The 25886-nt window shown below is 58.6% G+C and carries 29 protein-coding genes and 3 pseudogenes; 19 read left to right on the top strand and 13 right to left on the bottom strand.

Annotated elements, in window-relative coordinates; genetic code table 11:
* Positions 1–24 precede the first annotated feature (24 nt).
* The 4 genes and pseudogenes from FHX16_RS17665 to FHX16_RS31565 form a co-directional block, all read left to right on the top strand.
* Entirely contained in the window at positions 25–1242 is a 1218-nt protein-coding gene (locus tag FHX16_RS17665; protein WP_259129551.1) for an MFS transporter, read from the top strand.
* 121 nt (positions 1243–1363) lie between these two features.
* Positions 1364–1543, top strand: a complete 180-nt coding sequence (locus FHX16_RS17660) for a hypothetical protein (RefSeq protein ID WP_259129550.1) — start codon at positions 1364–1366, stop codon at positions 1541–1543.
* Positions 1544–1768: 225 nt separating this feature from the next.
* Positions 1769–2203, top strand: a complete 435-nt coding sequence (locus FHX16_RS17655) for a hypothetical protein (RefSeq protein ID WP_259129549.1) — start codon at positions 1769–1771, stop codon at positions 2201–2203.
* Positions 2204–2298: 95 nt separating this feature from the next.
* Positions 2299–2441 (top strand): annotated as a pseudogene (locus tag FHX16_RS31565) (IS630 family transposase); the annotation flags it as partial.
* 830 nt (positions 2442–3271) lie between these two features.
* Here the strand turns inward: FHX16_RS31565 and FHX16_RS17650 are convergent.
* The 4 genes from FHX16_RS17650 to FHX16_RS17630 form a co-directional block, all read right to left on the bottom strand.
* On the bottom strand, positions 3272–4393 hold the full coding sequence (locus tag FHX16_RS17650; protein ID WP_246712774.1) for a helix-turn-helix domain-containing protein: 1122 nt from the start codon (positions 4391–4393) through the stop codon (positions 3272–3274).
* Between the two features lie 376 nt (positions 4394–4769).
* Positions 4770–4937 (bottom strand): hypothetical protein, encoded by a 168-nt coding sequence (locus FHX16_RS17645; protein ID WP_183756166.1) that lies wholly within the window; start codon positions 4935–4937, stop codon positions 4770–4772.
* A gap of 131 nt (positions 4938–5068) precedes the next feature.
* Positions 5069–5566 carry a DUF1269 domain-containing protein gene (locus tag FHX16_RS17640; RefSeq protein WP_183756167.1) on the bottom strand — a complete coding sequence of 166 codons (498 nt, stop codon included), beginning with the start codon at positions 5564–5566 and terminating at the stop codon, positions 5069–5071.
* Positions 5567–7563: 1997 nt separating this feature from the next.
* On the bottom strand, positions 7564–7749 hold the full coding sequence (locus FHX16_RS17630; protein ID WP_183756169.1) for a hypothetical protein: 186 nt from the start codon (positions 7747–7749) through the stop codon (positions 7564–7566).
* Positions 7750–8267: 518 nt separating this feature from the next.
* Here FHX16_RS17630 and FHX16_RS17625 point away from each other — a divergent pair.
* The 3 genes from FHX16_RS17625 to FHX16_RS17615 all read left to right on the top strand — a co-directional run bounded on the left by FHX16_RS17625 (position 8268) and on the right by FHX16_RS17615 (position 9870).
* Complete coding sequence (locus FHX16_RS17625; protein ID WP_183864666.1) at positions 8268–8480, top strand: hypothetical protein; 213 nt, start codon at positions 8268–8270, stop codon at positions 8478–8480.
* 535 nt (positions 8481–9015) lie between these two features.
* A complete protein-coding gene (locus tag FHX16_RS17620; protein ID WP_259129547.1) occupies positions 9016–9447 on the top strand; it encodes a universal stress protein in 432 nt (143 codons plus the stop codon).
* A gap of 39 nt (positions 9448–9486) precedes the next feature.
* Positions 9487–9870, top strand: a complete 384-nt coding sequence (locus tag FHX16_RS17615; RefSeq protein ID WP_183756172.1) for a hypothetical protein — start codon at positions 9487–9489, stop codon at positions 9868–9870.
* A gap of 150 nt (positions 9871–10020) precedes the next feature.
* On the opposite strand, the gene FHX16_RS17610 is transcribed toward FHX16_RS17615, so the two are convergent.
* The 3 genes from FHX16_RS17610 to FHX16_RS17600 all read right to left on the bottom strand — a co-directional run bounded on the left by FHX16_RS17610 (position 10021) and on the right by FHX16_RS17600 (position 12179).
* Positions 10021–10239 carry a hypothetical protein gene (locus tag FHX16_RS17610; protein WP_259129546.1) on the bottom strand — a complete coding sequence of 73 codons (219 nt, stop codon included), beginning with the start codon at positions 10237–10239 and terminating at the stop codon, positions 10021–10023.
* A gap of 390 nt (positions 10240–10629) precedes the next feature.
* Positions 10630–11190, bottom strand: coding sequence for a DUF5335 domain-containing protein (locus FHX16_RS17605; protein ID WP_259129545.1), 561 nt, complete (start codon positions 11188–11190; stop codon positions 10630–10632).
* Positions 11191–11660: 470 nt separating this feature from the next.
* Positions 11661–12179, bottom strand: coding sequence for an Hsp20/alpha crystallin family protein (locus FHX16_RS17600; RefSeq protein ID WP_259129626.1), 519 nt, complete (start codon positions 12177–12179; stop codon positions 11661–11663).
* Positions 12180–12516: 337 nt separating this feature from the next.
* On the opposite strand from FHX16_RS17600, the gene FHX16_RS17595 reads away from it, so the two are divergent.
* The 5 genes and pseudogenes from FHX16_RS17595 (at position 12517) to FHX16_RS17575 (ending at position 14237) form a co-directional block, all read left to right on the top strand.
* On the top strand, positions 12517–12696 hold the full coding sequence (locus tag FHX16_RS17595; RefSeq protein WP_259129544.1) for a hypothetical protein: 180 nt from the start codon (positions 12517–12519) through the stop codon (positions 12694–12696).
* A gap of 11 nt (positions 12697–12707) precedes the next feature.
* Entirely contained in the window at positions 12708–13169 is a 462-nt protein-coding gene (locus tag FHX16_RS17590) for a pyridoxamine 5'-phosphate oxidase family protein (protein ID WP_259129543.1), read from the top strand.
* A gap of 251 nt (positions 13170–13420) precedes the next feature.
* The gene (locus tag FHX16_RS17585; RefSeq protein WP_183756176.1) at positions 13421–13663 is read left to right on the top strand and encodes a hypothetical protein; all 243 of its coding nucleotides are present in this window, start codon (positions 13421–13423) and stop codon (positions 13661–13663) included.
* Positions 13644–13935, top strand: a pseudogene (locus tag FHX16_RS17580) (SMC-Scp complex subunit ScpB); the annotation flags it as partial. The gene FHX16_RS17585 and the pseudogene FHX16_RS17580, both read left to right, overlap by 20 nt.
* Positions 13936–14009: 74 nt before the next feature.
* Positions 14010–14237 (top strand): helix-turn-helix transcriptional regulator, encoded by a 228-nt coding sequence (locus tag FHX16_RS17575; protein WP_310503133.1) that lies wholly within the window; start codon positions 14010–14012, stop codon positions 14235–14237.
* Between the two features lie 392 nt (positions 14238–14629).
* Here the strand turns inward: FHX16_RS17575 and FHX16_RS17570 are convergent.
* A pseudogene (locus FHX16_RS17570) lies at positions 14630–15140 on the bottom strand (methyl-accepting chemotaxis protein); the annotation flags it as partial.
* 195 nt (positions 15141–15335) lie between these two features.
* Here FHX16_RS17570 and FHX16_RS17565 point away from each other — a divergent pair.
* The gene (locus tag FHX16_RS17565; protein WP_259129541.1) at positions 15336–15494 is read left to right on the top strand and encodes a hypothetical protein; all 159 of its coding nucleotides are present in this window, start codon (positions 15336–15338) and stop codon (positions 15492–15494) included.
* 114 nt (positions 15495–15608) lie between these two features.
* On the opposite strand, the gene FHX16_RS17560 is transcribed toward FHX16_RS17565, so the two are convergent.
* Entirely contained in the window at positions 15609–16295 is a 687-nt protein-coding gene (locus FHX16_RS17560) for a TetR/AcrR family transcriptional regulator (protein ID WP_259129537.1), read from the bottom strand.
* Positions 16296–16448: 153 nt separating this feature from the next.
* Between FHX16_RS17560 and FHX16_RS17555 the strand changes: the two genes are divergently transcribed.
* The 5 genes from FHX16_RS17555 (at position 16449) to FHX16_RS17535 (ending at position 20464) form a co-directional block, all read left to right on the top strand.
* The gene (locus FHX16_RS17555) at positions 16449–17627 is read left to right on the top strand and encodes a patatin-like phospholipase family protein (protein ID WP_259129536.1); all 1179 of its coding nucleotides are present in this window, start codon (positions 16449–16451) and stop codon (positions 17625–17627) included.
* Positions 17628–17654: 27 nt separating this feature from the next.
* Complete coding sequence (locus FHX16_RS17550) at positions 17655–18413, top strand: acetoacetate decarboxylase (protein WP_259129533.1); 759 nt, start codon at positions 17655–17657, stop codon at positions 18411–18413.
* Between the two features lie 26 nt (positions 18414–18439).
* Positions 18440–19222, top strand: coding sequence for a 3-hydroxybutyrate dehydrogenase (locus FHX16_RS17545; protein WP_259129531.1), 783 nt, complete (start codon positions 18440–18442; stop codon positions 19220–19222).
* A gap of 170 nt (positions 19223–19392) precedes the next feature.
* Positions 19393–19839, top strand: a complete 447-nt coding sequence (locus FHX16_RS17540) for a hypothetical protein (protein ID WP_259129625.1) — start codon at positions 19393–19395, stop codon at positions 19837–19839.
* A gap of 187 nt (positions 19840–20026) precedes the next feature.
* The gene (locus FHX16_RS17535) at positions 20027–20464 is read left to right on the top strand and encodes a potassium channel family protein (RefSeq protein ID WP_259129528.1); all 438 of its coding nucleotides are present in this window, start codon (positions 20027–20029) and stop codon (positions 20462–20464) included.
* Between the two features lie 266 nt (positions 20465–20730).
* Here the strand turns inward: FHX16_RS17535 and FHX16_RS17530 are convergent, their stop codons facing one another.
* The 4 genes from FHX16_RS17530 to FHX16_RS17515 all read right to left on the bottom strand — a co-directional run bounded on the left by FHX16_RS17530 (position 20731) and on the right by FHX16_RS17515 (position 24387).
* The gene (locus FHX16_RS17530; RefSeq protein ID WP_259129526.1) at positions 20731–21063 is read right to left on the bottom strand and encodes a hypothetical protein; all 333 of its coding nucleotides are present in this window, start codon (positions 21061–21063) and stop codon (positions 20731–20733) included.
* 684 nt (positions 21064–21747) lie between these two features.
* Positions 21748–22410: a TetR/AcrR family transcriptional regulator gene (locus tag FHX16_RS17525; protein ID WP_259129523.1), complete on the bottom strand. Its 663-nt coding sequence runs from the start codon at positions 22408–22410 to the stop codon at positions 21748–21750.
* A gap of 118 nt (positions 22411–22528) precedes the next feature.
* Positions 22529–23725 carry a hypothetical protein gene (locus FHX16_RS17520; RefSeq protein WP_259129521.1) on the bottom strand — a complete coding sequence of 399 codons (1197 nt, stop codon included), beginning with the start codon at positions 23723–23725 and terminating at the stop codon, positions 22529–22531.
* Positions 23725–24387, bottom strand: a complete 663-nt coding sequence (locus FHX16_RS17515) for a DUF2092 domain-containing protein (protein WP_259129520.1) — start codon at positions 24385–24387, stop codon at positions 23725–23727. Before FHX16_RS17515 ends, FHX16_RS17520 begins: the two co-directional genes overlap by 1 nt.
* A gap of 434 nt (positions 24388–24821) precedes the next feature.
* Here FHX16_RS17515 and FHX16_RS17510 point away from each other — a divergent pair, with 434 nt between their 5' ends.
* Positions 24822–25886, top strand: a complete 1065-nt coding sequence (locus tag FHX16_RS17510) for an efflux RND transporter periplasmic adaptor subunit (protein ID WP_259129519.1) — start codon at positions 24822–24824, stop codon at positions 25884–25886.

Raw genomic sequence — 25886 nt, 5'->3', positions numbered from 1 at the left:
TTGGTTTCGGACGGAGGTCCTGTCATGACAAGCGATCACCTCCAAGGGCTTCTGGTCGCTGTTATGATCGCTTGCGTTGGCACGTGTTATGGCTTCGGATTGAGCCTGTTTCCGCAGATAATCCCCGACATGCGCAGAAGCCTTGCATTCGACTACGCATTTGTCGGCACGGTTACCGGACTTATCCAACTTGCGTCAGTCGCCTCAGCATTGATCAGCACCTGGCTCGTTCATCGTATCGGTGCCGCCCGAACGGTGGTGGGATCCGTCGGCCTTTGTGGGTTGTCACTGTCGACTGTCCCGCTTGCGGAGAATGTTTATGTCCTCGCCGGTCTGTTGATGATTGCCGGCTCGACTGGAGCGTCAACTTTCGTGCCAATGATCGATCTCGCCTCCCGGGTCGTGAGCATCAGGCGCCGTGGCTTGGCCATGAGCCTGATTTCCAGTGCACCGTCCTATGGGGTACTCGGAAACAGCGCCCTGGTGGCGGCCTTCGCCGGCAGTGACCGTTGGCAAATTGTCTGGTACATAACCGGAGCGATTTCCGTTTTGTTGACCATCACCACATCTATCCTATTCAAGCGAGCGGGGCTTTCAAGTCTCGCTCAAGGCCCGCAAGCCGATGGCTTCGCGGAGAGGCGGCCAAGTCTGCGTGCGATGGTGCCGTGGGTTTTCCTCGTCTTTGTACTGGGATTTATTAACGGCGTCATGCCGTTCCCATATCTCACCTATCTGTCGCCGCTTCTGCGCGAGGAACGAGGTTATACGGTTGGTACTGTCTCATTGCTCTGGGCGACGATCGGTACCGTTGGCATAGCGGCCGGGTTTGTCTTGGGCAGTATAGCGTCGCGATTTGGATCGCGACTGGCGATGCTTGTGTGTTATCTGTGCTTTGTTTTGGCCGGCCTTTTGATGCATATCCAAGCACCGTTGGAGCTCTCCGTCATTTCTGTCGTGTCTTTTTCGCTCGGTTTTTATCCGATCTACGGTCTCCTCCCCGCGTATGTCTCGCATCGCGCCGGACCGCGTATCGCCGTAACAGTCATGGGTATATGTACCGTGCTTCAGGGACTCGGCGGCGCCTCGGGCAACATCTTCGGCGGCCTAATAAAGACTTCTACCCAAAGTTTTGAAGGAATATATCTCGCGGTAGCACTCATCGCTGCTGTCGCCGCCGGGATGACAATGTTGCTGACTAGCGACCAAAAACAGCGCCTCGAGCTGCCTAATAGCAGACCATAGGACACGATGGGAACCATGCCCATCTGGGCGGCGGCATTCGAGCCCGTGGTCGCAGGGTGATGAAATTTAGTTGGTACGAAGAGTTTTGGACCCGGGTTTCGTCTTCTTTGCTCGACGGCGCATGACGCTCTTGGATTTCGTCAGCGCAGGGGATTTTGTAGATGTGCGCGATATTGGTTCTGATCTTGCTTCAAGCGGCTTCGCATTGATTGCAGCAATGCTTGCCTCCAGCGCGGACAAGCTGGAAATGACATTGTCAAATACGCCCATGAGTCCCTCGATGCTCGGGGCCTCGCCATAGTCTCCGCGAGGCTCGTTTAAGCCAAGTCACGCAATTTAGACATAACTAATGCAAATCGACGCCGGGATGTCAATGTCAAGTGAAACCGGCCCGCGGCTTCGATTGGTGATCCGTCGAGAGTGAGGGCGGTTGCACCTGCAGATTTGGCTGAACGCTTCCGTCGCGGCTTGTTTCAATCCAGAACTGCTCCAGTTGTTTGTGATGACGTTCATAACGGAGAAGCAGATGCCACCTCGCAAACGAACTGAGACTTCGCCGCTCGGGCAAGAAAGCGCCAAGATTGGTGAACCCGTGCCAACCGGTATCATCGATACCAACACGGCATCGGTCGGAATTCCGCCCGGTTCAGACTTCGATGCCGAGGAAGAGCTCGGCGCCTTGCGCAAGCAGTTGGAAGGTCTTCGCGAGCAGGTAACTGAGGCCTTGCAGGCGGCAAAGGGAAGCGCACGCCAGGCTGCCAGACAGACGGAAGCAACCGTAAGGCTATACCCCGTGTCAAGTCTCGTCGCTGTCGCTGTCGTAACAGCCGCGCTTTCGTTCGCAATTGGTGGCGCCAGGGTAGTGCCCCAAAGATCCCGATATGAGCGCGCGCTGGATGACATAAGGGAACTCTTTGAGGAGCTTCGTGAACGCCTCTGGAGGCAGCCCGGCCGGACGTGAGCATGACTGCAATGCCTCTCATGGGAAGCGAGCAGCTTCGTCCGGAAATCGCTCGGGCGAGAAGTCCATGGATCGAAAGGCGCAAGCCAGCCATGACGCAGACGTTTATCGCTGGCCTCAGATCGCATTCCATGGTCGCGCCATGGATCGTTAGCAACTCGTCCCAACTCTACCCAAGGGCGACATCGTCATTGCCGACAATGTCCGTTTCCACAAGAGCCAAAAGGCCGAAAAACTTCCAGGATCCGAAAGGCACGTGACTGCCGTAACGGTGTGAGGACCAAAAAAAGGCCCCGCATAGGCGGGGCTGAGGCTGAGTTTGGACACTGGGTGAAAACACGCGCCGATCAGTGAGGCTCGCATTTTCCGGGCCCAACTCCCGGGGGCATGGCAGGTTCCCAATGCTCGACTATTTTTTTAGGCGATTCGCTGGCTCTAAAGCTTGTCGCATTTAACGCACCAATGAATGTCGAGTTATTCCAGACTTGGATTGAAACAAGGCTGACAAAACGCTCCGGTTGGTCGTTGCGAGACACGTCAGGCGAATAGGCCGGTAGGAACAGCAGCCTGGCACCGGTTTGTCGGATGATGTTTGTCGACGTCTCATGGATAAAAGTGAGCGTGCCAAAGCCTTATAGACGGAAGCGATTTCCGCACCCGCGCACGTGTGGAATGAGGCCATAGAAAACTATGGCGACGCTGTCAGGCTCCGCGACAGGCTTCGAGCCGGAAGCGAAGATCAGTCTTTGCTTGTGGAGTATGAGCGACCTTGCGAAGAGCTTGAAGACGAAATGCGTTCTGCGTTGCAGATATTCTGTAAGCGTTGTCTTACATTGTTCGATCATTCCGCTGGGACGAAATCCTTCCTGGATGGTGCGCTAGAAAATGGTGGGAGGCTCGCCGTGCAAGTGGTAAAAGAACAAGTGCGACTTGCGGCCAAAGGCAAGCAAATTGAAGCCGAGCTGAGAACAGCACCGTGCTGGTCCCGGCAAGGGCCTATCGCAGTGTGCTACCATTACCATCGACATCGCGCAGGCTCGATGACTGCGTGATAAGAAGACGCGCGGGCTAACCCTGTAAGCGTCGCAGGAGAACCCCTAACCGTTCCACGGAGGGGCAGTCCGCGAGGTCGGAGCGCACGCGAATGCCACCGCCATCTCGATTCCTCACCTCGCTCGGACTGCAGCCGAAGGTCCGCTTGAACGCCCGGCCGAACTCGGCGCCGTCGCCGAATCCGCGCTCTTCGCCAATCTGAAAAATGAGACGCCGATCGCTTGGATCTGTCAATGCTGCGTAAGCGCTGAGCAGTCGACGATGCTGGATGTAGTGCATGACGCCGCCAAACGGCTCGAACAGGTTGTAGAGGCGCGTTCGCGAAACGCCAAGTTCCTTGCGCACCATCTCGCTGCCGAGTCTCGGGTCGAGCAGCTGGTTGTTAATCAATCGGCGGGCTCGTTCGAGGAGCAAGTTCGCAATGGGGCCCTCAGCCGCCTCCACATGACCAGTGGATGGCGAAACGCAAGCAAGAATCATGGCTCGGGTAGCAGCAGTGAGGCTTGGAAGATCGGCTTGCGCCAGCATGGGCAGGCGGCGAGCGACATCCACCAGATAATCCGAAAACAGGCGTCCCATTCCTGTGGCGAGAGTCGAAAACTCCGCCGAACTAAGCGTCGCCGCAGTCTCAACAGAAAGGTCCCTGGGCACAAAGAGCATCAGCATTTTGCTCTCTTCGGCGACCATGCCCTCAAAAGAGCGGCCGAGAGAATGGATCTGAACCTCACCGAGCCCGCCGCCGAACGCGTATCTCTTCGTTTTAGTGCGAATTTTCCCTTTCAACAGGACGGTCATTGTCCAGTGATCGACGGGATCACGTCGAACACGGCCCGGAAGGCTGGAGAACGCGTGGCTATCCGTGTTGATTTCGGCAAGCACCAGGCTGCCGAGGTCCCATAGCTTTTGCCGGCCGGTGAAGGTTGACGTTCCCGGAGTGATATCAGCGAGATCCAGCATTGGTGCGAAATTGTCATGCCATAGATCAAACTGCTCGCCCCGGCAAAGGCCGGCGGTGGATAAATGATAGGAAGGTAAGGACGATCTTGGGCCGCCCACCAATATTCCGTTCTCCGCTTCGCGATCAAGCATCAGAACGTTCTCGCGAGGCCTGTCGCGCTCCGGGAAAGTGCACTTCATTCGTACTTTCCTCCTTAGCCCATGGAATGGGCGGGGTAACGTCGGAATGATGCAATCGAATGGTTTGTAATCTGCTGGGCATAAAAGACGTCACGCGGTCGTAGGATCCGCATGCTCGGTCTAAAAGACCGCAAGCCGAAAGGTAATGAGTTCTCCCTCCAGCAATCTAGCCTTTCCGACCGGGATTCTCAACCGTCAGATGCAACATCGGCAACTCTCGCCGCTGCAGGGTAGTTGGGCCCATTTCCTACCTTCCGCGCCGGACTTGTTGCCGCTGATCGCGGCGCCATGCATGAGCGCGGCACAACTCCTCGCGCCGTCGGTCATCGCAGATCAAGTTTTGCAGTTGTGCTGTCCCGGCGAGTTCGCATCACGGCTAGGCTGCCTTCGCACGGGCTGCGGCGTCCATCAAAAAACGCCATTCGCCAGTGAGCAGGACCGCGCCGACATTTGCCCGGCGCAGAGCCCGTTGGGAGGCCTGGCAGAGCGCTTCGATCCGAAGCGGCTTCGTCTTCATCAACGAGAGTGTGCCAAGATCAAGCACTGGATGCGCCCAAGTGCGAAACATTGAGGAAACTTGGCGACATCTGGGGCTGCTTGCCGACACCACAAGCCAGAAGAATGCGCCAACTACTTCTCAACGCCGGCTACGCCTCCGTCAAAACATGACGGGCTCTAGCTGGCTGTAGCCGCCCCCTGCAATGCCTCCCGCAAGACATGTTCCTTGGTTTCATCAAGCGAGGTCTTCAAAACGACACCCCCGAAGGCCGATATCTGCTTTAGGACCTTGTCTTCCGTCATCTCCTGGATGAGGACGAACAACGCCGCGTTGCCCGGGTCAAGGTTAGCGGAAAGCTGTTTCATGAAATCGTCATTGATTCCGACATCTGTCAACGCCCCGCCAATAGCACCGGATGCTGCACCGACCGCTACTCCAAGGAGTGGATTGAGGAAGAGCACACCGATCAGAAGGCCCCAGAAGCTACCAGATGCGGCGCCCGCAGCCGTGGTATTGACCAGCTGGCTCAGCTTGACCTTGCCGCCGTCGGTCTTGGTCGCGATGACGGCGTCTCCCATCTTGATGAGATACTCCTTCTGCATTTCTAACAAGCGCTGACGAACTTCCTCTGCCTTGGCTTCGGTCGGATAAACAATCGCAATCAAAGTTGACATCTCTGCGCTCCTCCAGAGTGGTGTACCAAACGAAGATCGAGATTGGCTGGCGCCGTAGCTTAACCGACGGCGCTTCCTTAAGCGCTTTGTCGGACGAGGTTCAGCACAACCCGACGCCGTGGTCGGAACTATAGAGCGGTTCAAGAAACGATGTGATCGGCATAGAATCCCATAATCCTGCTTACAGTCCGGATTTTAAGGCGGCTCTCGTGCGTGCGGTGTTCTTCCGTCTGGTTCGCCGGTGCTGTTCGGGAACTCTGCCCGCCGAAACGCTATTCCGCGGCGGGCGCTGATGTTCGATCGGGTTTTCGGTCGACGTTTCAACCAGGGAGCCGCCACGAGCCTACCAATGAGTGAACGACGACCACCACCAATCACGATGAAATCCGCAACTGGGTGCAAACACGGAGCGGACGACCGTCACGCGTCAACGGAGGAAGAGACGGAGGTTTGCTCGGGACCGGCGATCCCGAGGAAAGTCCCGAGGAGATTTCATGGCGCGATTTCTCTGAGATATTCGACCGACGCAAGCTTGCTTTCCTCGATCAGGATGAGACGGCGGACGGAGAGAAGAGTCGTTTCAACAAATTTTGTCGACAGATGAGGAAAACGGCATGGTCGCCGATTGCTCTCCGCATTGAGCGACCATGCTGCAGCACGATGAACAACAGCCTGACATCGACGGCCGAAGCCGGCACGTCGGCAGGGGAGGGCTGCGCACCGATCAGCGTGAGTCGACGACCTTCTGAATTTTCTTGTGCTTCGTCATTTGGATGAGGTGAGTGACGTAGGCATGCTCTGCATCTGCGAGCGCAGTATCGAGGTCGACGCACCTGCCAGTCAGATTGAGGGTCGTACCATCGGATGCGACAAGACGCCAGGCCCAAGGCCTTCCGGAAGTCCGATTGCGGTCGTCCCGAGCAATTGATCCAACAAAGCGCCCCGCATCCACGATGTGAAAAAGACCCGCATCCGTTGAAGGAAAAAGCTCAAGCCTATCAGGCTTTGTCAGTGTGGCCACGGCACTCATCCCGACTTTAATTAGAAAAATTCCGAACAATTCAGTGACAGCTTTGTTCCTGTCTCCAATAGCGCACTTCCGGAAATTCCGCAGTTTGGATGCCCGCATAGGATTGCCCCAATTATTCCTGCTGAGCACACGGATAAGGCAGGTGCAGATCCGTCCAAATCAAATCATTGGGCGAACGAATGCCTCTGATGGTGCGGACTCGGCGGCAAAAAGTGCATTTGCGTTGAACACGATTACCGGCACGGCGTTATTCCTTTTCACAGCCCCGAGAAAGCTACGCCTTATGATCGGTGTCGAGTTCGGGGCCGAGCATCGAATGGTCTGCGAACGGGTTTTCGCGAATTTGCGGTTATGCCCAGTTGGATCGTGGAGTTTGAGTTGCGGCGATATGAGCATAGTGGCGTCATTTCTTTATCGTGACGGCAAGCCCATCGAAAAACGTTGCGTTGACCGCCGGAATGGATCTACCGCCGAATGCCCTGTGGTTCCTCCTAGAGGCCCGACGCGAGGGGTCGGTGATGGCCTTCGACCGATCATCTGCGGCCTTGCTCGTCGAAATGTCGATGATGCAATGGATCGGTCCTGACAGATTGACCCTGGGTCCCTCCGGGAAGGACCACTATGATTGCATCGTCACGCTTTATCGGCAGCGGTTCTCGGCTGGTGAGTAGATGGGAACCTGAACGGCACGCGGAGGCTCGCGCGATGCTCGGTCGACTGACCGAATCGTTCCTCCCTGAGCCAAAGATTTCGACCGTTCGCTGGCCAAACGCCGTCGGTTGCTGCCGGGAATCAGCGGTCGCTTGCACATCGGATCTTTCAGCGACGAATGGCGAAGAAAGCGAGCACCGAACACACATCTGTCCTGCCACTCTACCGCAGAGGCCCAATAATGTCGGCGTTCGACTCGTCGTTTCCGAGCTTGATGTTGAGTAGCCACTGACTGCCAGAGGCCAGGGCCGTATTCCTATCTTGACCGCATGCGGCGCGTCACATTGTGGACGAGTTCGCTGGTAGAGGCGAACTGGCCAAACAGGGCCAGGAGCTTCGCTTCTTCCTTGTCGTCCAGGCGATGGAGTAAGCAAAACTCAGCGACGCTCCAAACTTTCATTGCTGCGATCGGCTCAGCAGCAGTCGAATCAATGTGTTGCATGGTGGTCCTCCCGACGAAGACGCTACCGAAGCGAATATTAGCTGGCAATCAAATAAATCATTCGACCCAAAATTCTAGTCGGCGACCGTGAACTTTGCCTTCGGCTATGTGCTTGTCCGCCCACGTTGGTTCGATGCGCCTCTGGAAATCGCCCGCCAGCATCACCACGTCTAGGTCTGCGCTAGTCCGCGCGAGTTTGGGCCGGCAACTCACCAAACATCGGTATCACCCGGCGCTGCCCTCTTCCAGCGACGGTGGTGCGCGCGGCGGGTTGAGCCAACACGGGCTCCCCGCTGCGTTTGCTATTTCAGTGCAGCCACACAATCGCCTGGCGCGCGGCTTGCTCCGAGCCGACCGCCACCACACGCATCCGCTGTCCGAAAGGCTTGGGAACCAGGTCAGCGGTCAATCCTGCGTCGCTCCTTTTGGATCTTGTTGGAGGTCGCGGGTTCCTTCGAAGCAAATCGGAGCTTGCGCACCCACATAGCCGCGGCCGATACTCGGGAAAGAACGAGAAATTGCGGCCAGGTACTGTTTGGCGCGCATTTGTCGGCTATTCCGAGATGCTTGGCGACATCGTCCTCAACGAAGCGAGCAAGCTCTTCATACTCGGCTATCAGCGAAACTTGAGTATTGTTACGACGAAGAAGGTCAATGTGGCGGATGAGGAGGCTGTAGTCCTCGCAGAGTTCGCGGATGTCGCTGCGCGCCTTGGGCACCGATCGAAGTGAGGGACACTTCACTTGAAGAAGCAACCACCCGTGTTGGACACTGTTCATGTGAATCTGCCCATATTCCGAGTCAGCCTGGTCGCCACCGAGATACCAGTGATCACCTGACTTGACTGCGTTTTAAGGACTTCGTAAAGGCCCGGACTAAGTGGGTACGATATCGTACATTAGTCCTGCTTGGAGAGCTCGGATGATCCGATTGGCAAGCATGACTTTGCAGCCTCCAAGCCCGTGCAGGACGCTTTCACGGCACGACGTCATTTCGGTTTCGACCAGCATCTTTTGCCTCTCCTGACCCGAACTCTCTGCAAGGAATTCTGCGCCCTACTTTTGCGCGGAAGCACGCCAGTCGATACACTCCTCGTTTCTGCGACACATGCATGGACTGAGATCAAGGGAGTGACGTCTCGCATGCGTGGAGTGGCCGTGAAAGCATCACCCAGGATGACCAACGACGCCAAGCTTCTACCAGATTGATGAGGATCAAGGATCGTTGCCACCGTGTCGTTACTTTGGTGGCGGAAGGATGTGCCTCATGTTTACAAAAACTCTTGTGCCGACGGACGGTTCAAAGCTAGCGGACCAGGCCGCCCAGAACGCGGTGTCCTTTGCCAGAGACGCAAACGCGTCAGTCGTTTTCGTCCACGTGGTCGAGCCTTTTCGGATTTTCACGCTAGACACCGACAAGCTGACCGCGAACCGAGAGGACTATGAACCATCGTCAGATCATCAAGCGGTCACGTTCCTGGCCGCGGCCGAACGGCGGGCACGGGATCAGGGGATAGCAAGCTACACGGTCAAGGAGCGAAGCGATCAGGTGCATGAAGCCATAGTCAAAACGGCCCTGGTCAACGGATGTGACCTGATCGCAATGGGATCGCACGGCCGCGGAGGGGTGGCCGGACTTCTGCTCGGCAGTCTTACGAACAAGGTTCTCTCTCGTCCACAGATCCCCGTACTCGTTTAACACTGACTGAATAGACGCCTAACAGCGAAGGAAGAAGATATGACTCCGAACAACGATCTTGGCTTCTCCATGCGTCCGAACCTTCCGGGCGTTACCGCCGCAGAGAAAATCCTGGGGGCGGGCGTCGATTTTCAGTATCAGGTGCTGAATGCGACCTTCCAGGCGCAGATGGCGGCCATCGATTTTTTCTTTCGACGTTCGCAGCAGCAGGCAAAATTGATTGGCGCCCTAGCTGACAGCGCGGAGTACAACGATGCCCTTGATGTCATCGGCGATTTTGTCCGGGTAGCAAAAATCGATTTCGCGACTGAAGCGAGCGACATTCTCATGATCGCCTCGACCATGACGTCGCAGGCTGCACAAAGCATCCGCGATCAGACTGATGCGACGCTGGATGATATTGCCGCGCGAACGATCGTCTAGCCTGAGTGAAGCGTCCTCGTTTTCCTGTTGCCCTTTGTCGGCGTTTGCTCCGGCTTTAGTCCTGAGCGGCGCTTAGTTGGCTTTGGACCAAGAGCGCTCGCATCGGGATCAATCTGTATTTCACCTGGGCGACCCGCATCGCGATACCAATCAAAAGCGCGCCAGGGATCGGAACCTTGTTGAGGCCCGCGATCCGCCAACCGCAAGGAGAATGCCTGCCTTCAGGATAGGTTCTGAAATGCCGGTTCCCACATATCCACCGACCGGTTCGGCTTCGGCAAGCACAATCGACATTTCGACGCCTTCGGCCAGGGTCGCCGGATCCTCGGGGTTGTTCTCCCTTGCTCGATGACCACCATTCGAAGCCAACGGATCGCCACCTCACCGATCCAGCGACGATAAACATTCAGGACAAGCTTGATCCCGCCTTCGGTGGGCGCGAGCGCCAGATAGGCCAGTACGAGGTACAGGATTGTATTGAGGCCAGTTCCCTGCGTTGGCCATTGCCGATCCGGCGCTGAACCTCGAGGGGCAGAATTCCCACGGCAAAAAGAAGAACGGGCAACAGGACCAAAAACGCCTGGTGGCCACGTCCCATCTTTGATGGAGCCCGAGAGCTTCCGCGGCATCGCGTCAATCTTATCGGATCGCATCTCCCGCTCTTCGAGATGCCCTTGAGAATTGAGCCGCTGGCAATCGTGCGGATTGGGCCGCCTGTTTTACGCATCCCCGGCAGGATGTGAAAAACCGCGCCCACGACTACGCAAATGTCATGAGCTGGTGCCTGGCCCCGATATCAATCACGTCGATCGCGCATACCGTTCCATTTTCGTCGAGTACGGAGATCTTCTGCGGACGGTCGACAACATGGGTCATGCCTTTGACCGAGATTTCGAGAGCATCCTCCTTTGGCTCGTACGTTGCTCCGATTAGCGTTGAAGATCTTATAAGCACCTGATCGCCAAGCGTTTCGCCGATTACTTCAATCTTGATTTCTTTTCCTTCGACCTCTTTATGAAGTTCCGAAAAGTAGGCCGACCAGTCTGACTTCGGAAGCACCCTAACACCCACTCTGTCATCTCCTTTTGATAGCCATCCCGCTGCTGAAAGCAGGGCTTCTGTCGTACGTGATCCATGATTGATCATGACCATTTCACTCCTCCGCTTGGGTTCCGCCTCTGCGAATGCCGGGAAGGCGGAAATGACGATGATGATACTGCCGATGATGACGGCCGCCCAGGTGACTGCGGTCGACTCGTGAAGCGGGAGCATGACCCACGGCAAGATTATGACCCAGCCGCCGAGTGCGAATTCGATCAAGGCCTCCCATCTTTCCGGAAGCACGATGCCGACGACTGCCGTTCCCGTCGTCACTGCGCCCGTGAGGACGAGTGCCCACGCTGTTGCATCGCCAGCCAACGGATCCCCGAAACTTGACGGCAAGACCCACGGGCTCGCGAATATCACGGTTCCGAGTGTCACCATGATCGGATCCCGCCAACCAATCCCGCCCATTTTGCCCTCCGACCGGCGCATTAACCGCACGGTCAGAATAGAACTCCTGATCCGGTCTACATTGCGTTCAATCAAAGTGAGCGGCAATTTTAGAGAAGGAGGTTTCCGGCATCGCGACCGCCGTACAGACCACGTTCGAGGAGCGTGTGTTCCGCGAAAAAAGCCCCGAACTGGGCGGGGCTGAGTAAGGTCCTGAACGTGACCCACGCGATCGCAGTCGTTCGACGCTGCGGCGCGTCTTTCAGACTAGGTTAGGCCGTCAGGTTCCCCGACGTCTATCCCGCTGTAATCTCTATCTTCCGATCATTCTTTTTGGCGTTGGACGTTTTTGGAAGGACCACTTTCAGGACGCCTTTTGCAAAAGACGCGTTCACGGCGTCGACATCGACATAGTCGGGAAGCTGAAACGAGCGCTGAAAGGCGCCATAGTGGCGCTCGGAAACATGATAGGCCTTGTCTTTTTCTTCTGTCTCTTCGCTCTTCTCGCCCCGTATGGTCAATATGCCGTTCGCGAGCTTCACTTCGATGTTCTTTTCATCGAGCCCCGGAACCTCTGCGGTAATTTCAAATGCATCGTTCTTTTCCACCACATCGACAGCAGGCGACATGACCAAGCCATTCTGGGTCCCGAAGCCGCGGGGGAGCATCGGGCGCCGTGCGGCGCGCCAAGACGGTCCGAAATCCTCGAACAGTCGGTCGATTTCCGAACGAAGTGATTCGAAAGGTGGCCAGATCCCGCTCTGAGCTGGCGTCGTGGTTTTCTGTTCGGTCTTCACGGGGAATGTGTCGGGCATGGCCATCTCCTGTTTGTCAAGCAGATCCCGACTGGATCTCGTTGTCTTGCTCGACATTGAGCAATGCTATCAAAGCACGCCAAGCGGCGCGCTGCTTTGATCCCCATCAAACTAGGAGACTGTTGTTTCGGTTATTCCGATATGCCGTCATCCAGCTTTCTGTCGTCGTCGTCTCCTCTCGGGCCGCGTTCACCACTCTTTTCAGCATTCGCATGGAGTGCCAAGTCTCCGATGTTTGATCAAGCGCAATGCATCAAAGGCAAATCCGTCGGATCCTATCTGTCGCGTGCTGAGAACCCGCCGCAATGATCAAATTGTCGCCGCCCAGGAGCAGAGGATGCGTACCGAGCACCGCTACAGATGGTTCCGCTGGATGGTGTTCGAACAGGCCTTGCTGCTGGTCATCGCGGTAATGATTGCAACGATCTTCAGCGTTCTTTTCGACCGGCCGGGCGGCGATCTTACCCGACAGGAGTTTCATCTGCAGCGATCCGCCGAGGATCGCCCTGGAAGATAGGGGTGAAGACAATGACAATGGCAATCAGGACTATGACGCATCATGAATGTGTGGAGATGCTGAATGCCGGGCACTATGGCCACCTGGCATGTTGCAACGAGGGACAGCCTTATATTGTGCCAGTGTACTTCGTTTTCGATGCCAAGGTCGCCTACAGCTTTTCGATGCCGGGGCGCAAGGTCGAGTGGATGCGCGAAAACCCGCGAGTTTGTCTGCAAGTCGAGGAACGGCAATTAAAGGGCAGCTGGAGAAGCGTGATCCTCGACGGCAAATTCCAGGAATTGCCGGACAACGACACCTGGCACGAAGAGAGATTGCACGCCTGGTCGCTGCTCCAGAAGCACAGGGATTGGTGGGAGGTAGGTTCTCTGAAGCCAGATGCCGTCCCGCCATCTCATGCTTCCCCGCATCTTTTTTACGCCATTTACATGAATGACGTCACCGGCCGGGCAGCGACGCAGATCGACTTATAGTTTTTTCAATGATTTCGGCGCGAAGGCATGGCGCCGTGCCGATCCAACACGTCGCCTCCTTGCGGTTTTAGGTCGCACGCAAAATTTCGACGATTGACGTGAACTCCTTGTCTAGACTGCAGAAGTTCGACATTTTGAAACGACAAATGTATGATACCGTATCATATCATTTATTGATTTCTAATATACGCATTGACCTTTGATGTTGGGTCACTACTATCCGCCCTGTTTCTTAGAACCGGGAGGCGGGCATGATTTTCAGACCGATCCTTGACGCAGAAATGGCATTGCTCTCACGTTCCGTTCAGACTTGGTACAAGCATTTTCAAGCGGCACCCGACCTGCGGGCCTCGGAGACACTCTGTGGTGCAGCGATTGACCTTTTCAACCAGGGCCACCGAACGCAGGAAGAGCTGGCTTCCATTCTGATCGAGCGATACCCGGGCCTCGCGGCAACGCTTGTCACGTCCTCGACTGCCATCACGATCCACTAGCCCTCCGGCCGACGAAGGTCCGGGAGGCGAGCGCCTCTATGATCGAGACTGGAAGATCTGCCAGCGGAACTGCGCTGGCGGGAGTGGCTGTTGCGGGTCGAGGCGGTGATCTTTTGCCTCAGCTGAACCGGTCAGTCGGGAGACGCTCGCGCGCGTGATGGGCAAGGAGTGCAGCATCGATCTACCTGATCGATGATCTGCGGGAGGAACTCAGTTCCCGGCCTTACGAGCTGGCGTCGGTGGCCTGTGGCTGGCAACATCGAATGCGGCCGCGGCCAAAGAGTCAAGGTTAGCGAGGCGGCGTATTACTTCGCCCACCGTCGAGTCGTTACGTCGAAAGACGCAGGTGCATCTCCGGTTAAGCGCCCGCGAAGAACAGATCGTTGACTACCTGGTGCGCGGCAGCACCAATCGGGAGATTGCGATCTCGCTCGACATCAGCGAAAAGACGGTGAAGCATTATATGACCGTTCTGATGGGGAAGCTGGATGCTCGAAGCAGGCTCGAAGTCGTTCTGGCCGCTCAGAATTTGGCTATTTCGCACGAGGCTGGTGCGCAGAAGGTTTACAGTTGATAATGTGACGGGCGGTATGAACCGCACCGGGTTTGCCGCTCAATATGAGCAAGACAACGAACAAGTTTTCACCTGTCCGTGAGCGTGCCATCGGTATGGTGCTGCACCGTCATCTGCGGAATGCGTACGGACGAGCTGCTGCATCGTGTCTTTTGCCATACGCCGGGGCCGGATCTGCTTGTAGCCGCAGAACCTTTTTCGACCGAGTACTCATCGAGCCTTTTCTTACCGTCTTGTGCTTGTCGGCGCGGGGGCATCGCATTTCCTGACACATTTGACGAATCGAGGCGCAAAACCTCCGATGCTATCGCACCCGCAGCGCAACCCACCAGGGCCTCTGGATTCATCCAAAGGGTGAGCTCCCCCGAAGGCGCAGTCTATTGGGGGCCGGATCAGAACTCCTCCCAACGGTCCCGTGCAACCGCGACGCTTCCAAGCGATGCAAACTTGTTAGCGACTTTGGCCTGCATTCCGCGAACCGCCATGTTCTGGGTCTTCGCTGCCAATGATCTTGCCGGTTCAGGCTGAGGCCTGGAGCTCGGCTCGCCGCTGTTGAATTCGCCCAGCATTTTCGCGATCCGCCCCACTTCGGAAACAAGCGCATGGCTCGCCGCTGTCGTCTCTTCCACCATGGCCGCATTCCGTTGCGTTCCCTGGTCCATGGTATTGACGGCAGTATTTATCTCCTGAAGCGCCGTTGACTGCTCGCGAGAGAATGTGCTGGTTGATTTCCTTGACCTCACCAACAATAGCCGCGAGTGCAGCGCCTGTATTGCCAACAAGTGTTACGCCGGCTTTCACTGGCTCCCCAGATGACGTGATCAGGGTCTTGATTTCCTTCGCTGCATTTGCTGAGCGCTGCGCAAGCTCGCGCACTTCCTGGGCAACGACCGCAAAGCCCTTGGTGTCGGTTTCGGCGCCTGGCCGACGGTCATTGCGTGAAATTGTCGGGCGGCACGATGGGTACGGCTAGACCAAAGAGTAGATGAACTTGACGAAGGTACATCAATCTCACCTTGAAGTATCATGGGCCGAGACAACCCCTGGAGATAGCCTCGAATCTGCCGATGGATTTCAACGGCCGAAGAGGAGTGCAACATGGGCGGTACGTCGAACCAAAACGATCTAGCCATCGAAGAGATGCTGAAGGACGCGATAACCTGGTACGTGCTGGACCGTCTTGAGGTGCAGGATCGACTGAGGCCGTGGTCCAGCAAATTGCCGTGGATCTGCTTGCCGAAGAAATCGCTGCAATGAGGGCGAAGGCGGCGATCGCAAGTCGTATCTTCCATCCGGCGACGCAGAGACCCCGCGGGCGGCCCTCATCGGCGCGGCGGCCTAGGGCGCCGGGACGATCGCGGCCACGTAGCTCTACCCCGCTAGCGGAGGCCCAACCCAAACGCCTTCCGGCACTGCGGGGATGCTGTTCACCAGTCCGTCAAGCATTCCCTGCAGGACGTTCTCGGTCAGCCCCTCCAGCTTGTCGCTGGGGCCGACGAGGCGGTCTACCAGCAGCAATGTGAGACCGTGCATCTGAGACCAAAAAACCAGAATTGCCCCATCGATCGTGCGGGTATTGGATTCGGTGTTCGAAATAGGGCGCCCAAGGGCGCCCCCGGTAATCGCATCGACGATCAAGGCTTTCATGTTGTGAGCGGCAGTCCTTTCGATCACGGGACGTCCGGCATCCTGACCGGCCAGGTATCCGCCAAACATCAATCTATAGAGGGCCGGATTGTTGATGCCGCCGCAGACGTACGCACGGGCCATGGCCGCCAGCCTCATGCGCGGGCTGTCGAGCTCCTTCGTCGCTTCGGCCATGCGCATCGCCAGAAGTTCGAACCCCACCGCCGATACGGCCGCGAGCAGTTCGCGCTTGTCGGCGAAGTGTTTGTACGGGGCGTTGTGACTGACGCCCGCGCGGCGAGCGAGCTCACGGAGCGAAAACTCCGTGCTTTGAGACTCGCTAAGGACTTCGAGTGCAGCCTCCACGATCGCCCTGTGAAGGTCGCCGTGGTGGTAAGGCCGGTTGTCTTTGGTGGAGATTACCTCGGTCATGCTCGTCACTTAGCCTGTCAAGTTGCTCATGTCAACATTTTGCATCAGAGATGTTGACATTGTCCACTCTTAACTTTAAGTGGGCGGCGTCAACATCGACTGCCGCCCCGCTCGACCGCTCGCGGCGGGACCCCGCAACAGAGGTGAAACTGCATGGACTTCCAACATTCCGCCGGACATAAGACGCACCGCACAAAGGAGCGCCCCCCGTTCGAGCGCATCGCTCTGTTGCTGCAAGGCGGAGGGGCGCTGGGTTCGTACCAGGCCGGCGTCTATCAAGCCCTGGCCGAAGCCGGTCTCCATCCGGACTGGGTCGCCGGCATCTCGATCGGCGGCATCAACAGCGCACTGATCGCGGGCAATCCGCCCGAAAAGCGAGTGGAGGCGCTCCGAAGCTTCTGGGAGACGGTAACGGCCCCGGCTCCAGGGCTTCCCACTCTGTTTTCAGCAATGCTTGGCATGATGGGATTCAAGGGTGACGCCGAGCGCGGTCTGCTCAATCAGGCACACGCCTTCGCAACCTTGATGGACGGCGCGGCGGGCTTCTTCACGCCCCGTCCGGTGCCGCCTTTCTTTTCATCCGCCGGCAGCATCGAAGCAGAGAGCTTCTATGATGTCGCACCGCTCAAGGCGACGCTGGAGCGGCTGGTGGATTTCGACCGGATCAACTCGGGCGCCATGCGGTTTAGCGCCGGTGCGGTCAACGTGCGCACCGGCAACTTCGAATATTTCGACACCACGACCCACACCATCCGTCCCGAACACGTCATGGCGAGCGGCTCCCTGCCGCCTGGCTTCCCGGCGACAAGGATCGATGGCGAGTATTACTGGGACGGCGGCCTCATATCCAACACGCCGCTGCAGTGGGTCCTCGACAACTCGCCGCGCGAGGACACGCTGGCCTTTCAGGTCGACCTATGGAGTGCGCGGGGTGAGTTCCCGCGCGACCTCCTCGGTATCGAACTACGGCAGAAGGATATCCGCTTCTCGAGCCGCACGCGCGCTGCGACCGATCATTTCAAGTCGCAGCAGCGGCTGCGCCGCGCTCTCGGCCATCTCGTGGAACTCGTTCCCCAGGACGCTCTGATGCAAGCCGATCCCGAGATCAAGCTTCTCCTCGAGCAGGCGGACGAGAAGGTCTACAACATCGTCCAACTCGTGTACCGCGCGAAGAACTACGAAGCCAGCTCCAAGGACTACGAGTTCTCGCGCCTGACCATGGAGGAGCACTGGGCCTCCGGCTACAACGACGCCCTCCGTACACTGCGCCACCCCGAGGTGCTGCAGCGGCCCGCCACGCCCGACGGCGTGGCCATTTTCGACTTCGACTGACAACTCACCAGAGAGAAGAGCACGACCATGAAGATCGCCGCAGTCCGCGAGAACGCCTTCGCGATGCCGCTCAACAATCCGGCCTATCCCCGGCCGCCCTATAAGTTCTATAATCGGGAGTTCGTCGTCATCAACTACCGCACCGATCCGGAAGCCCTGCGCGCCGTCGTGCCGGAGCCGCTGGACGTGATCGGCGACACTGTTGCCTACGAGTTCATCCGCATGCCGGATTCAACGGGGTTCGGCGACTATACCGAAACCGGTCAGGTGATTCCGGTGCGCTTCACGACGCCGTCGGGCAGGGTGCAGGAAGGCAGCTACGTGCATGCCATGTATCTGGATGACAACTCGCCGATCGCCGGCGGCCGCGAGATCTGGGGTTTTCCGAAGAAACTGGCGACGCCGAAGCTTACGCACGAACAGGAGACGCTGGTCGGGACGCTCCACTACGGCTCGGTTTTGTGCGTAACGGCGACCATGGGGTACAAGCATCGCGAGCTCCCCCTCGAGCCGCTGGCCAAGGCGATGGCGAGGCCCGCCTTCATGTTGAAGATCATCCCAAATGTCGACGGTTCGCCCCGGATTTGCGAACTCGTGCGTTACCATCTCGAGGACGTGACGCTGAAGGGCGCATGGGCCGGTCCTGCCGCCCTGCAACTGTTCGAGCATGCGATGTGTGACGTCGCGCGGCTACCGGTGCGCGAGGTCACCTCGGCCAGCCACTATATCGCCGACCTGACGCTCGGTCTCGGCGAGGTCGTGTTCGACTACCTGCAAAACGACTGATCTCCTGCAATTGAAAGGAACTACCCATGTCTCGATTTGATGGAAGAGTGGCGATTGTCACCGGCGCCGCGAGCGGCATCGGCAAGGAGATCGCGCTCCGCTTCGCGGCCGAAGGCGGCATTCCCGTGATCGCCGACCTCAATCTCGACGCCGCGAATGCGGCGGCCGCCGAGATCAAGGAGAAGGGCGGTGACGCCTTCGCCGTGACGATGAACGTCGCCGACGAGGCGCAGGTGGAAAAGGCCGTCGGCGAGGTTGTCGCCACGTTCGGCAGGATCGATGTGCTGGTCAGCAACGCCGGCATCCAGATCGTCAAGCCTCTGGTCGACTTTCCGTTTGCCGACTGGCGAAAGCTGCTTTCGATCCATCTCGACGGCGCTTTCCTGACCACTCGCGCCTGCCTCAGACACATGTATGCCGCCAATTACGGGCGGGTGATCTACATGGGCTCCGTGCATTCCAAGGAAGCCTCGAAGCTGAAGGCGCCCTACGTCACCGCAAAGCACGGACTGATCGGTCTGGCCAAGGTCTTGGCGAAGGAGGGGGCCGAGCACAACGTCACGGCCAACGTAGTCTGCCCAGGATTCGTGCGCACGCCGCTCGTCGACAAGCAGATCCCCGAGCAGGCTCGGGAACTCGGCCTCAGCGAGGAGCAGGTGGTCAGGACGGTGATGCTCAAGGACACCGTCGACGGCGAGTTCACCAGCACCGACGACGTGGCGGACGCCGTTCTCTATTTTGCGGCGGCCAGGTCGAACGCCGTGACCGGTCAATCGCTGGTCGTGAGCCATGGCTGGTTCATGCAGTAAGGTCGATTGCCTGCCCACCGAAGGCACCATTGTCGGTGCCGTCGAATGCAGGCTGGCCGCTGTCGCACGGCTTGGCGGTGGCGGCCAGTTTCGGCCGTGCCCGCCAAGCGCTCGATACTTGTCATAGCCGCCACGTGCGGTGCGCTAGCTCGTTTTCGCAGGAGAGGGTTTTGAACGCGTATATCTCCGCCCTGATGGGGCTCGCCGGCGTGGCGATGGGCAGTCTCGCCTCGTTCGCCACCACCTGGATCACGCAGCGGTCGCAGGTGAGGGAAAGGTATCGCGAGGTGGAGATCGCCAAGCGAGAGAAGCTCTTTTCAGATTTCATTGGCGAGGCGACGAGGCTTTACGGAGATGCGCTAAGCCACCAGAAGGACGACGTGTCCGACCTGGTGCTCCTGTATGCGTTGGTCGCCCAGATGCGCCTGATCTGCTCTCGGCCGATTGTGGATGCAGCCGAACGCACGATGGACCATATCATCGAAGCCTACCTTGCACCGAATCTATCGCTTCACGAGATCGCCGATCTCGCGCGTTCCGGCGCGATGAACTTTCTTTCTGACTTCGGCGAGGTCTGCAGAATGGAATTGGCGGCGCAGTGGCCGCCTGTTCAATGATCGGACGACGGAGGAGGTCACCTGGCACACCCCATTGTAGGAACGGCGGCTAGGTGTGTTTTCGAATGTCTCCCGGACCTGCGTCCTGACGCTGTGCGGTAACGGCAGGGCGCCCTCCAGGCCAGATTGAGACGAGCGAGTGAAGCTCCTCCACTAAAAAAGTCCGGGACTCGTTGAGGTAGATGAGATGGTACTGACGCAGTTCCTTTTGGCCGGCATTGTCAGCCTTGGCAACATCGCCATTCATGCAGTCATCATGATGCCCTTGGTGGCGACCGTGGATCGCGCGCTCAGATGGCGGCATCAGCTTCCCCAGGTGTGGCTCGCCGGCGTCATGATCGCTACGGTCTCTGTTCTCATGATCGCGCATGCCGCGGAGGTGACGTTGTGGGCGGCGACGTATGCCTTGTTTGACGTCGCACCGCCCGGTGCCGACGACCTCTACTTCGCGTTCGTCAACTACACGACGCTCGGCTACGGCGACGTGCTGCCCGTCGAGGGCTGGCGCCTGCTTGGCCCGATAACTGCAATGAACGGAGTCCTGCTTTTCGGATGGTCGACTGCGGCTATGTTCGAGGTCCTGACGCGCGCTATGCAACAGCGATTGGAAGCGAACGACGAGTAGTCTCCGCGTAGCGGCTGGCCGCCAATGGCGCTTGGAACGGGTCGGCGCTACATGCATCCCGATGGGCAGTTCTTGTAGGCGGGCTCAGCGCAAGTGAGGCCGCGAACCCGATCGGCTGGAGGGCAAGACCAGCGCGGCCGCAAGCGCCCCATCCGTTCAAAACACGCGGAGAGTTGTGACGCCGCGGTTCGCTTCGATGCGCTCGAGAAGGGCAAAGCCTGTAATTGTGACGATTGCGATGAGCGAGGAGGCCAATCTAAGCGCAATCACTGCTCTACCTTTCTTGATAACTTATCCCTGTCTTGGGCGGAGGAAGTGGTTGAAGGTTCATTCAAAGCAGCATTGTCGAGCATGGTCTCCGCCAGCAGCCGCTTCAGCTTCGTATTGGACGGCGGAACAGCCTCCTCTGCTCGCACTGCCGGCAGCCCGGCAAATCCCACAAAAAAACCGAGCGAACCTCCTTGAACGGTGTGCCCGAGAACCACGTTCGCCAGCGTCGGCCAACGCGGCAGGAATTCGCCAGAAAACCCAAGACCCAAGCCGACCGCTTGGCGACCGTCGTCAAGGACGGTCCTATCTGAACCATTGCAAACTCTCATGCGAATCTCTCTCTTGTTGCACTAGGCAGTGCAGAATTTATATACTGCACGGTGCAGTGCAATACAAGGCTGATCAAAGCGCAGTGCCACTTAAGAGAGGAAAATTCGGCCATTCTGAAGGCTAATTGAGGTGGGACTACATTACAGGCAACGTCGGAGGTCGCTCGATTTTGGGACGGAGTGCCGGTAAGATCGGCCGGGAACATCACGAACGATGATGCTGCATTCCATGCCGACGCTCGCCAAAGACGCTCCGATGCGGCCACGCGAACACCATCGACGTAAGTTGGTCATAAGCCGCATGCTTTGGGCGCCGCAGACGCCTGAATCCTTCACTTTGCCACGCTGGAAGCGATAAACGCCGCGAGTCCGGTCTGGATCTCAAAATGATCGTCGGTTCGAAGGTCCGATCACTGCCAGTCGATGGCGTCGGCATAGGCTGACTGGACACGGCGGAGTTCGCGCAGAACGCAGCGTCTTTGTGGGTGCGACGCTCGGTCATGAAAATCGAAGGTCGGACCAGTGTCGAACTTCCAATTGCAGCGTCGAATCTTGTCGACGTCAAACACCGGAGCCGCTGTGGAGGGCGTCCACACCTGACAATACCCACATATTCAACGCAGCCGCGAACCACCACGCCCCTCTCGTGAAACGAACAGGCGTGCACCGCGGCAGTCGAACTCGCTACCTAGCGCCACGGCTGGCGCGTGCCTTCGATAGCGGACGCCGGTATCGTTGCAGAAACATCTGGATCGTTTCTTCGACGACCTCGTCATTTGGAAAGGGTAGACTTTCACGGCCGATCATCCAAGGCCATAGAGAAAGCTCATTCAGCATCCCCATGAACTGGTGCGCCCCAAGCACCGGATTGCGGCAGTCCAGGATGCCCTGCGCAGTCTGATGGGCGAGATATTCCACGAGCCTCTCCGTCTGAGGCTCCATCACCGCGGCGAACTCCTCGGCAATCCAGGGAAACTGGCGGGAGTCTGCGACCACCATCCGAAGAAACCCACAGTATTCCGGCTGCTTGTGCAACTCCAGAATCATGCGCGCAATGATACGAAGCACGTGCTCGACGTCGCCGTGGGGCTCGATGCCGGACGGAAACGCGTCTTCGAGCTTTCCCGAAACCCTGAGGAGCATCTCGCGGAAAATGTCCTCCTTCGTTGCGAACTGGTTGTAGAGCGTCCGCCGCGCTACGCCGGAAGCCTTAGCCAGGTCGTCCATGCTAACTGAACCGAACCCCCGTTCCAGGAATAGCTGCCCGGCCGCGTCGATGATGGCCTCCCTCGACCCGCCCTGCCGGGCTTTTGCGCCGGCCTCGTCTGAACCCCTGTGACTATCCATACCAATCCCCCTGCACCAATGAGTGCACTTGTAATGTACTGCACTGTCCAGTGCATCGCAAGGGCCGGTTGCCTCGCTCGACCGGCCCTCATGCTAAGCTCTGTAATTCGAACGGACTCTAATTTCCGCCCTGTCCGCCGTAAATCCCACCCTGTGCGCCGTTATTCCCGCCAGGCCCGCTGTATTTTCCGCCCTGACCGTAATCCCCGCCCTGGCCGCTGTTGTAATCAGACGGCGGATATTCGCCGGTGACCGAGATGTTTCCCGGGATATTGTAAGCGATCCGCAAATTGGCGGCGGTGGCCTGAAGCCAAGCGACTGCGGCTTCCGTGGTCCATGCCGTGCCATCCGGTGGCAGGCTGTTGAACATGCCCACCATCAGCGGATTGGGGCCGCCGCTGCTGCTTGCCTGATTGGCGCCGTCATTCCCACCGCCAGCGGGCGAGTTGGAACTGGAGCCCGCATAAGTCCCGCCAGAAGAACCCGAATGAGTCCCGCCAGAAGAACTCGAATAACTTCCGCCGGAAGAACGTGAAGACGACCCGCCAGAGGAACCGGAAGAGGACGAGCCCGAGGAGGTTGAGTGAGAGGAACCGTTAGAAGATCCAGACTGATAATAGTTGTATGTGTTTCCGCTTCCGCTTCCGGATCCGGATCCGGATTCGGATCCGTACGACGCGGCCGCGGCACCGGTGGTTACTCCGACCGCATATCCGCCGAGGGCGTAGGCTGCGCGGCGATAGTATCCCCTGCCGTAGTCTCCGCCCCCATAATCTCCGCTCCCGTAATCTCCGCCGCCGCCATCGCCTCCACGGCCATAGTATCCACGACCGAAGTATCCGTTGCCGTTACCAGAGACTTTGACATCGCCGGAATTGTTCACGGTGACGTTGCCTGAGTCCTTTGCGGCAATATTGCCCCCGGAGTTCATGAAGGCGCGGTTGCCCGTGATATTGCCGCCCGAGTTCAGCGTGTTGCGGATGTTGCCCGACAGGTTGTTCCCTCCTCGGCCAGGGCCTTCCGCCAAGCGCGCCCTTACGCCGCCGACATTCGGCGCGCGGGTCGGGAATGCGCGGTCCGCCGGCGGACGACTCTGGGCGCTCAGCGGCGGACGGGAGTGGTTGACCACCGGTGGACGCGGCGGCGTGCCGCCGATCTGCGGGCGCGGCATTGCGCCTACGGGCGGACGGGGCGGCCCGCCGGCAGGCAAATGCGGCGGCCCGCCCGGCGGCGGAGCAAACTGGCCAAAGGCAACGCCCGACGTCGCGACCGTGATCGCGAGAAGAGCGGCGAAGGTCCGTTTCACATGGGTCATCACTTCGCCCCTTCCGGTGTCGGAGCGGCCGAATTGAGTTCGATCTTTTCCGCGTCGGCCGGCGGATGAAAGGAAAAGTCGGAGTCGGACGGGCGCTCGTCGGTCTTCCAGCTCGTGAACTCCGAAATGAAACTGGGTTCGCCCGGAAGTGTCCGATAGGTGACGACCAGTCGATGCGGGGTGGCCGCGCTATTGTTCTCGACCCACAATTCCAGGTCGATCCCGGACCTTTGCGCGAAAAACAGATGCCTGCACTCGATGTCGTCGACCTTGTCCGTCCCGACCTGCCGGGCGGAGATGGCATCGTCGAGCAGGACCTTTTCCGGAGAGGCTGCAAAAAGGGCGCCGAGCGGAAAATCGACGGCCAGCTTGTCCGCTACCTCGTCGAGCGCGGACGGTATGTCACCCGATGCGGGAATCACCACGTACTTCTTGCTGCCGGGAAAGAAGGCCGAGGCAGCCTTGCCGTCGTAGTAGAGGCTCTGCTGGCCGTCATCGCCAGAAATTTCGACGGCTATCCGGTCGGGACGGTGCGCGGCGATCTTCATCGTGTGGAAGATGTGAAGAGGTCGTCCGGATTCGTCCAGATAGACCCTAATGGTTCGTGCCGTCGTCGCCAGGTCTGTTGCCATGAGCGTCCTGCCCATCTGCGAGACTGCCATGGCGGCCTCATCACTGATCGCCGGCTTCAAGGGCCCTGCCGGTTCCTCGGCCCAAGCCGCAGATATGGAGGCGCACACCAAAGCGGCCCCGAGCCCAACGACCCCTATGACATTCGTAAACGCGGGCCCCCTCGGCAGGAAGACGGCGCCTGAAGCAGTCCAAATTTTCATATTACACCCTTTGAATTTCAGCGTTGCACTCCACGGTGCATGTCGCTGTGTATTGCACAGTGCAGTGCACTTCAAGGGTTAAAATGGTGGCGGGAGGCATTATGTTGCGCTTGTCAACTTTTTCAACAGTCGATGTTGACATTGCCCACTCAAGGCCTTAAGTGGGCGCTGTCAACATGGGCGACGGCCCGCAGCATCATCGGAATGGACCCGCGGTGAAACGCCGGCGCCAATCTGGTCGAAAACCATACCGGAGCAAAACAATGCAGTCTTCCCGATTGCTGGGAATTGGTGTCGCCTGCGCAGTTCTGGCTGCCTGCGACGAGAAAGCGGCAGTGGCCCCGCCGCCGCAGCAGGTCCGCGTCGTTGTGGCGGCGGAGACGCGCTACCAACCGGGAGCCGAGATCACCGGCGAGGTGAGAGCGCGGGTCCAGACCGAGCTCTCGTTTCGCGTCAGTGGCCGGGTTGTCGAGAGAAAGGTCGACGTCGGGTCACACGTCCACGCTGGCGACGTCCTTGCGCGGCTGAACGACACCGAACAGCAGGCCGACGTCAGCGTCGCCCGCGCCGCGCTGGAGTCCGCGCAGGCCGTCCTCGCACAGAAGACGCTTGCGTTCGAGCGGGCGAAGTCCCTGCTACAATCGCAGGCCGTGCCGCGGGCGATCTTCGACGACGCCCAGAAAGAACTGCTGAGCGCACAGGCTTCTCTCGAGGCGGCCGAGGCCGCCCTTGCGGCCGCCGAGGACGCTCTGTCCTACACCGAGTTGAGGGCAGCCGCGGACGGCATCATCACCGCGCGCGGTATCGAGACGGGGCAGGTGGTGTCAGCCGCACAGTCCGCCTTCACGCTCGCCCATGACGGTCCGAGAGATGCGGTGTTCGATGTCTTCGAGGCGTTCTTCCTCGACGGCCGACCGCTGAACGACGTCGAGGTCGCGCCAGTGTCCGATCCCGCGCACGACGTGCACGCTGGCATACGCGAGGTCTCTCCTGTGATCGACGGGAAGGGCGGAACGATCCGGATCAAGGTCGGCCTTCAGGAGGCAGTGCGATGGCCGCTGGGGACCCCGGTGGTGGGCAAGCTGCGGGCCTCGCAGCGAGACGGCATTGTGTTGCCCTATACCGCGATCGCCTCCGCCGGAGGTGAACCAGCCGTGTGGCTCGTCAATCCCCAACACCACTCGGTTTCGCTCCGCAAGATATCGGTGGGCCGGTACCGCCAGAACGATTTCGTCGTCACCAGCGGCGTGGCGGCGCAAGACGTGATCGTCACCGAAGGCGGTAAATTTCTCAAGGAAGGCCAGGCAGTCGCCTGGGAAGGCAAGTGA

The sequence above is a fragment of the Rhizobium sp. BK661 genome, assembly GCF_024808825.1.
Lineage (GTDB): Bacteria > Pseudomonadota > Alphaproteobacteria > Rhizobiales > Rhizobiaceae > Rhizobium.
This window is presented reverse-complemented; position numbering and strand designations above follow the sequence as displayed.

Bases quoted from the DNA above. Each gene is read 5' to 3' on its own strand.
- FHX16_RS17665 (WP_259129551.1), top strand. From the start codon at position 25: ATGACAAGCGATCACCTCCAAGGGCTTCTGGTCGCTGTTATGATCGCT.
- FHX16_RS17660 (WP_259129550.1), top strand. From the start codon at position 1,364: ATGACGCTCTTGGATTTCGTCAGCGCAGGGGATTTTGTAGATGTGCGC.
- FHX16_RS17655 (WP_259129549.1), top strand. From the start codon at position 1,769: ATGCCACCTCGCAAACGAACTGAGACTTCGCCGCTCGGGCAAGAAAGC.
- FHX16_RS17650 (WP_246712774.1), bottom strand. From the start codon at position 4,393: ATGAAGTGCACTTTCCCGGAGCGCGACAGGCCTCGCGAGAACGTTCTG.
- FHX16_RS17640 (WP_183756167.1), bottom strand. From the start codon at position 5,566: ATGTCAACTTTGATTGCGATTGTTTATCCGACCGAAGCCAAGGCAGAG.
- FHX16_RS17630 (WP_183756169.1), bottom strand. From the start codon at position 7,749: ATGCAACACATTGATTCGACTGCTGCTGAGCCGATCGCAGCAATGAAA.
- FHX16_RS17620 (WP_259129547.1), top strand. From the start codon at position 9,016: ATGTTTACAAAAACTCTTGTGCCGACGGACGGTTCAAAGCTAGCGGAC.
- FHX16_RS17615 (WP_183756172.1), top strand. From the start codon at position 9,487: ATGACTCCGAACAACGATCTTGGCTTCTCCATGCGTCCGAACCTTCCG.
- FHX16_RS17600 (WP_259129626.1), bottom strand. From the start codon at position 12,179: ATGCCCGACACATTCCCCGTGAAGACCGAACAGAAAACCACGACGCCA.
- FHX16_RS17595 (WP_259129544.1), top strand. From the start codon at position 12,517: ATGCGTACCGAGCACCGCTACAGATGGTTCCGCTGGATGGTGTTCGAA.
- FHX16_RS17590 (WP_259129543.1), top strand. From the start codon at position 12,708: ATGACAATGGCAATCAGGACTATGACGCATCATGAATGTGTGGAGATG.
- FHX16_RS17585 (WP_183756176.1), top strand. From the start codon at position 13,421: ATGATTTTCAGACCGATCCTTGACGCAGAAATGGCATTGCTCTCACGT.
- FHX16_RS17565 (WP_259129541.1), top strand. From the start codon at position 15,336: ATGGGCGGTACGTCGAACCAAAACGATCTAGCCATCGAAGAGATGCTG.
- FHX16_RS17560 (WP_259129537.1), bottom strand. From the start codon at position 16,295: ATGACCGAGGTAATCTCCACCAAAGACAACCGGCCTTACCACCACGGC.
- FHX16_RS17555 (WP_259129536.1), top strand. From the start codon at position 16,449: ATGGACTTCCAACATTCCGCCGGACATAAGACGCACCGCACAAAGGAG.
- FHX16_RS17550 (WP_259129533.1), top strand. From the start codon at position 17,655: ATGAAGATCGCCGCAGTCCGCGAGAACGCCTTCGCGATGCCGCTCAAC.
- FHX16_RS17545 (WP_259129531.1), top strand. From the start codon at position 18,440: ATGTCTCGATTTGATGGAAGAGTGGCGATTGTCACCGGCGCCGCGAGC.
- FHX16_RS17535 (WP_259129528.1), top strand. From the start codon at position 20,027: ATGGTACTGACGCAGTTCCTTTTGGCCGGCATTGTCAGCCTTGGCAAC.
- FHX16_RS17530 (WP_259129526.1), bottom strand. From the start codon at position 21,063: ATGAGAGTTTGCAATGGTTCAGATAGGACCGTCCTTGACGACGGTCGC.
- FHX16_RS17525 (WP_259129523.1), bottom strand. From the start codon at position 22,410: ATGGATAGTCACAGGGGTTCAGACGAGGCCGGCGCAAAAGCCCGGCAG.
- FHX16_RS17520 (WP_259129521.1), bottom strand. From the start codon at position 23,725: ATGACCCATGTGAAACGGACCTTCGCCGCTCTTCTCGCGATCACGGTC.
- FHX16_RS17515 (WP_259129520.1), bottom strand. From the start codon at position 24,387: ATGGCAGTCTCGCAGATGGGCAGGACGCTCATGGCAACAGACCTGGCG.
- FHX16_RS17510 (WP_259129519.1), top strand. From the start codon at position 24,822: ATGCAGTCTTCCCGATTGCTGGGAATTGGTGTCGCCTGCGCAGTTCTG.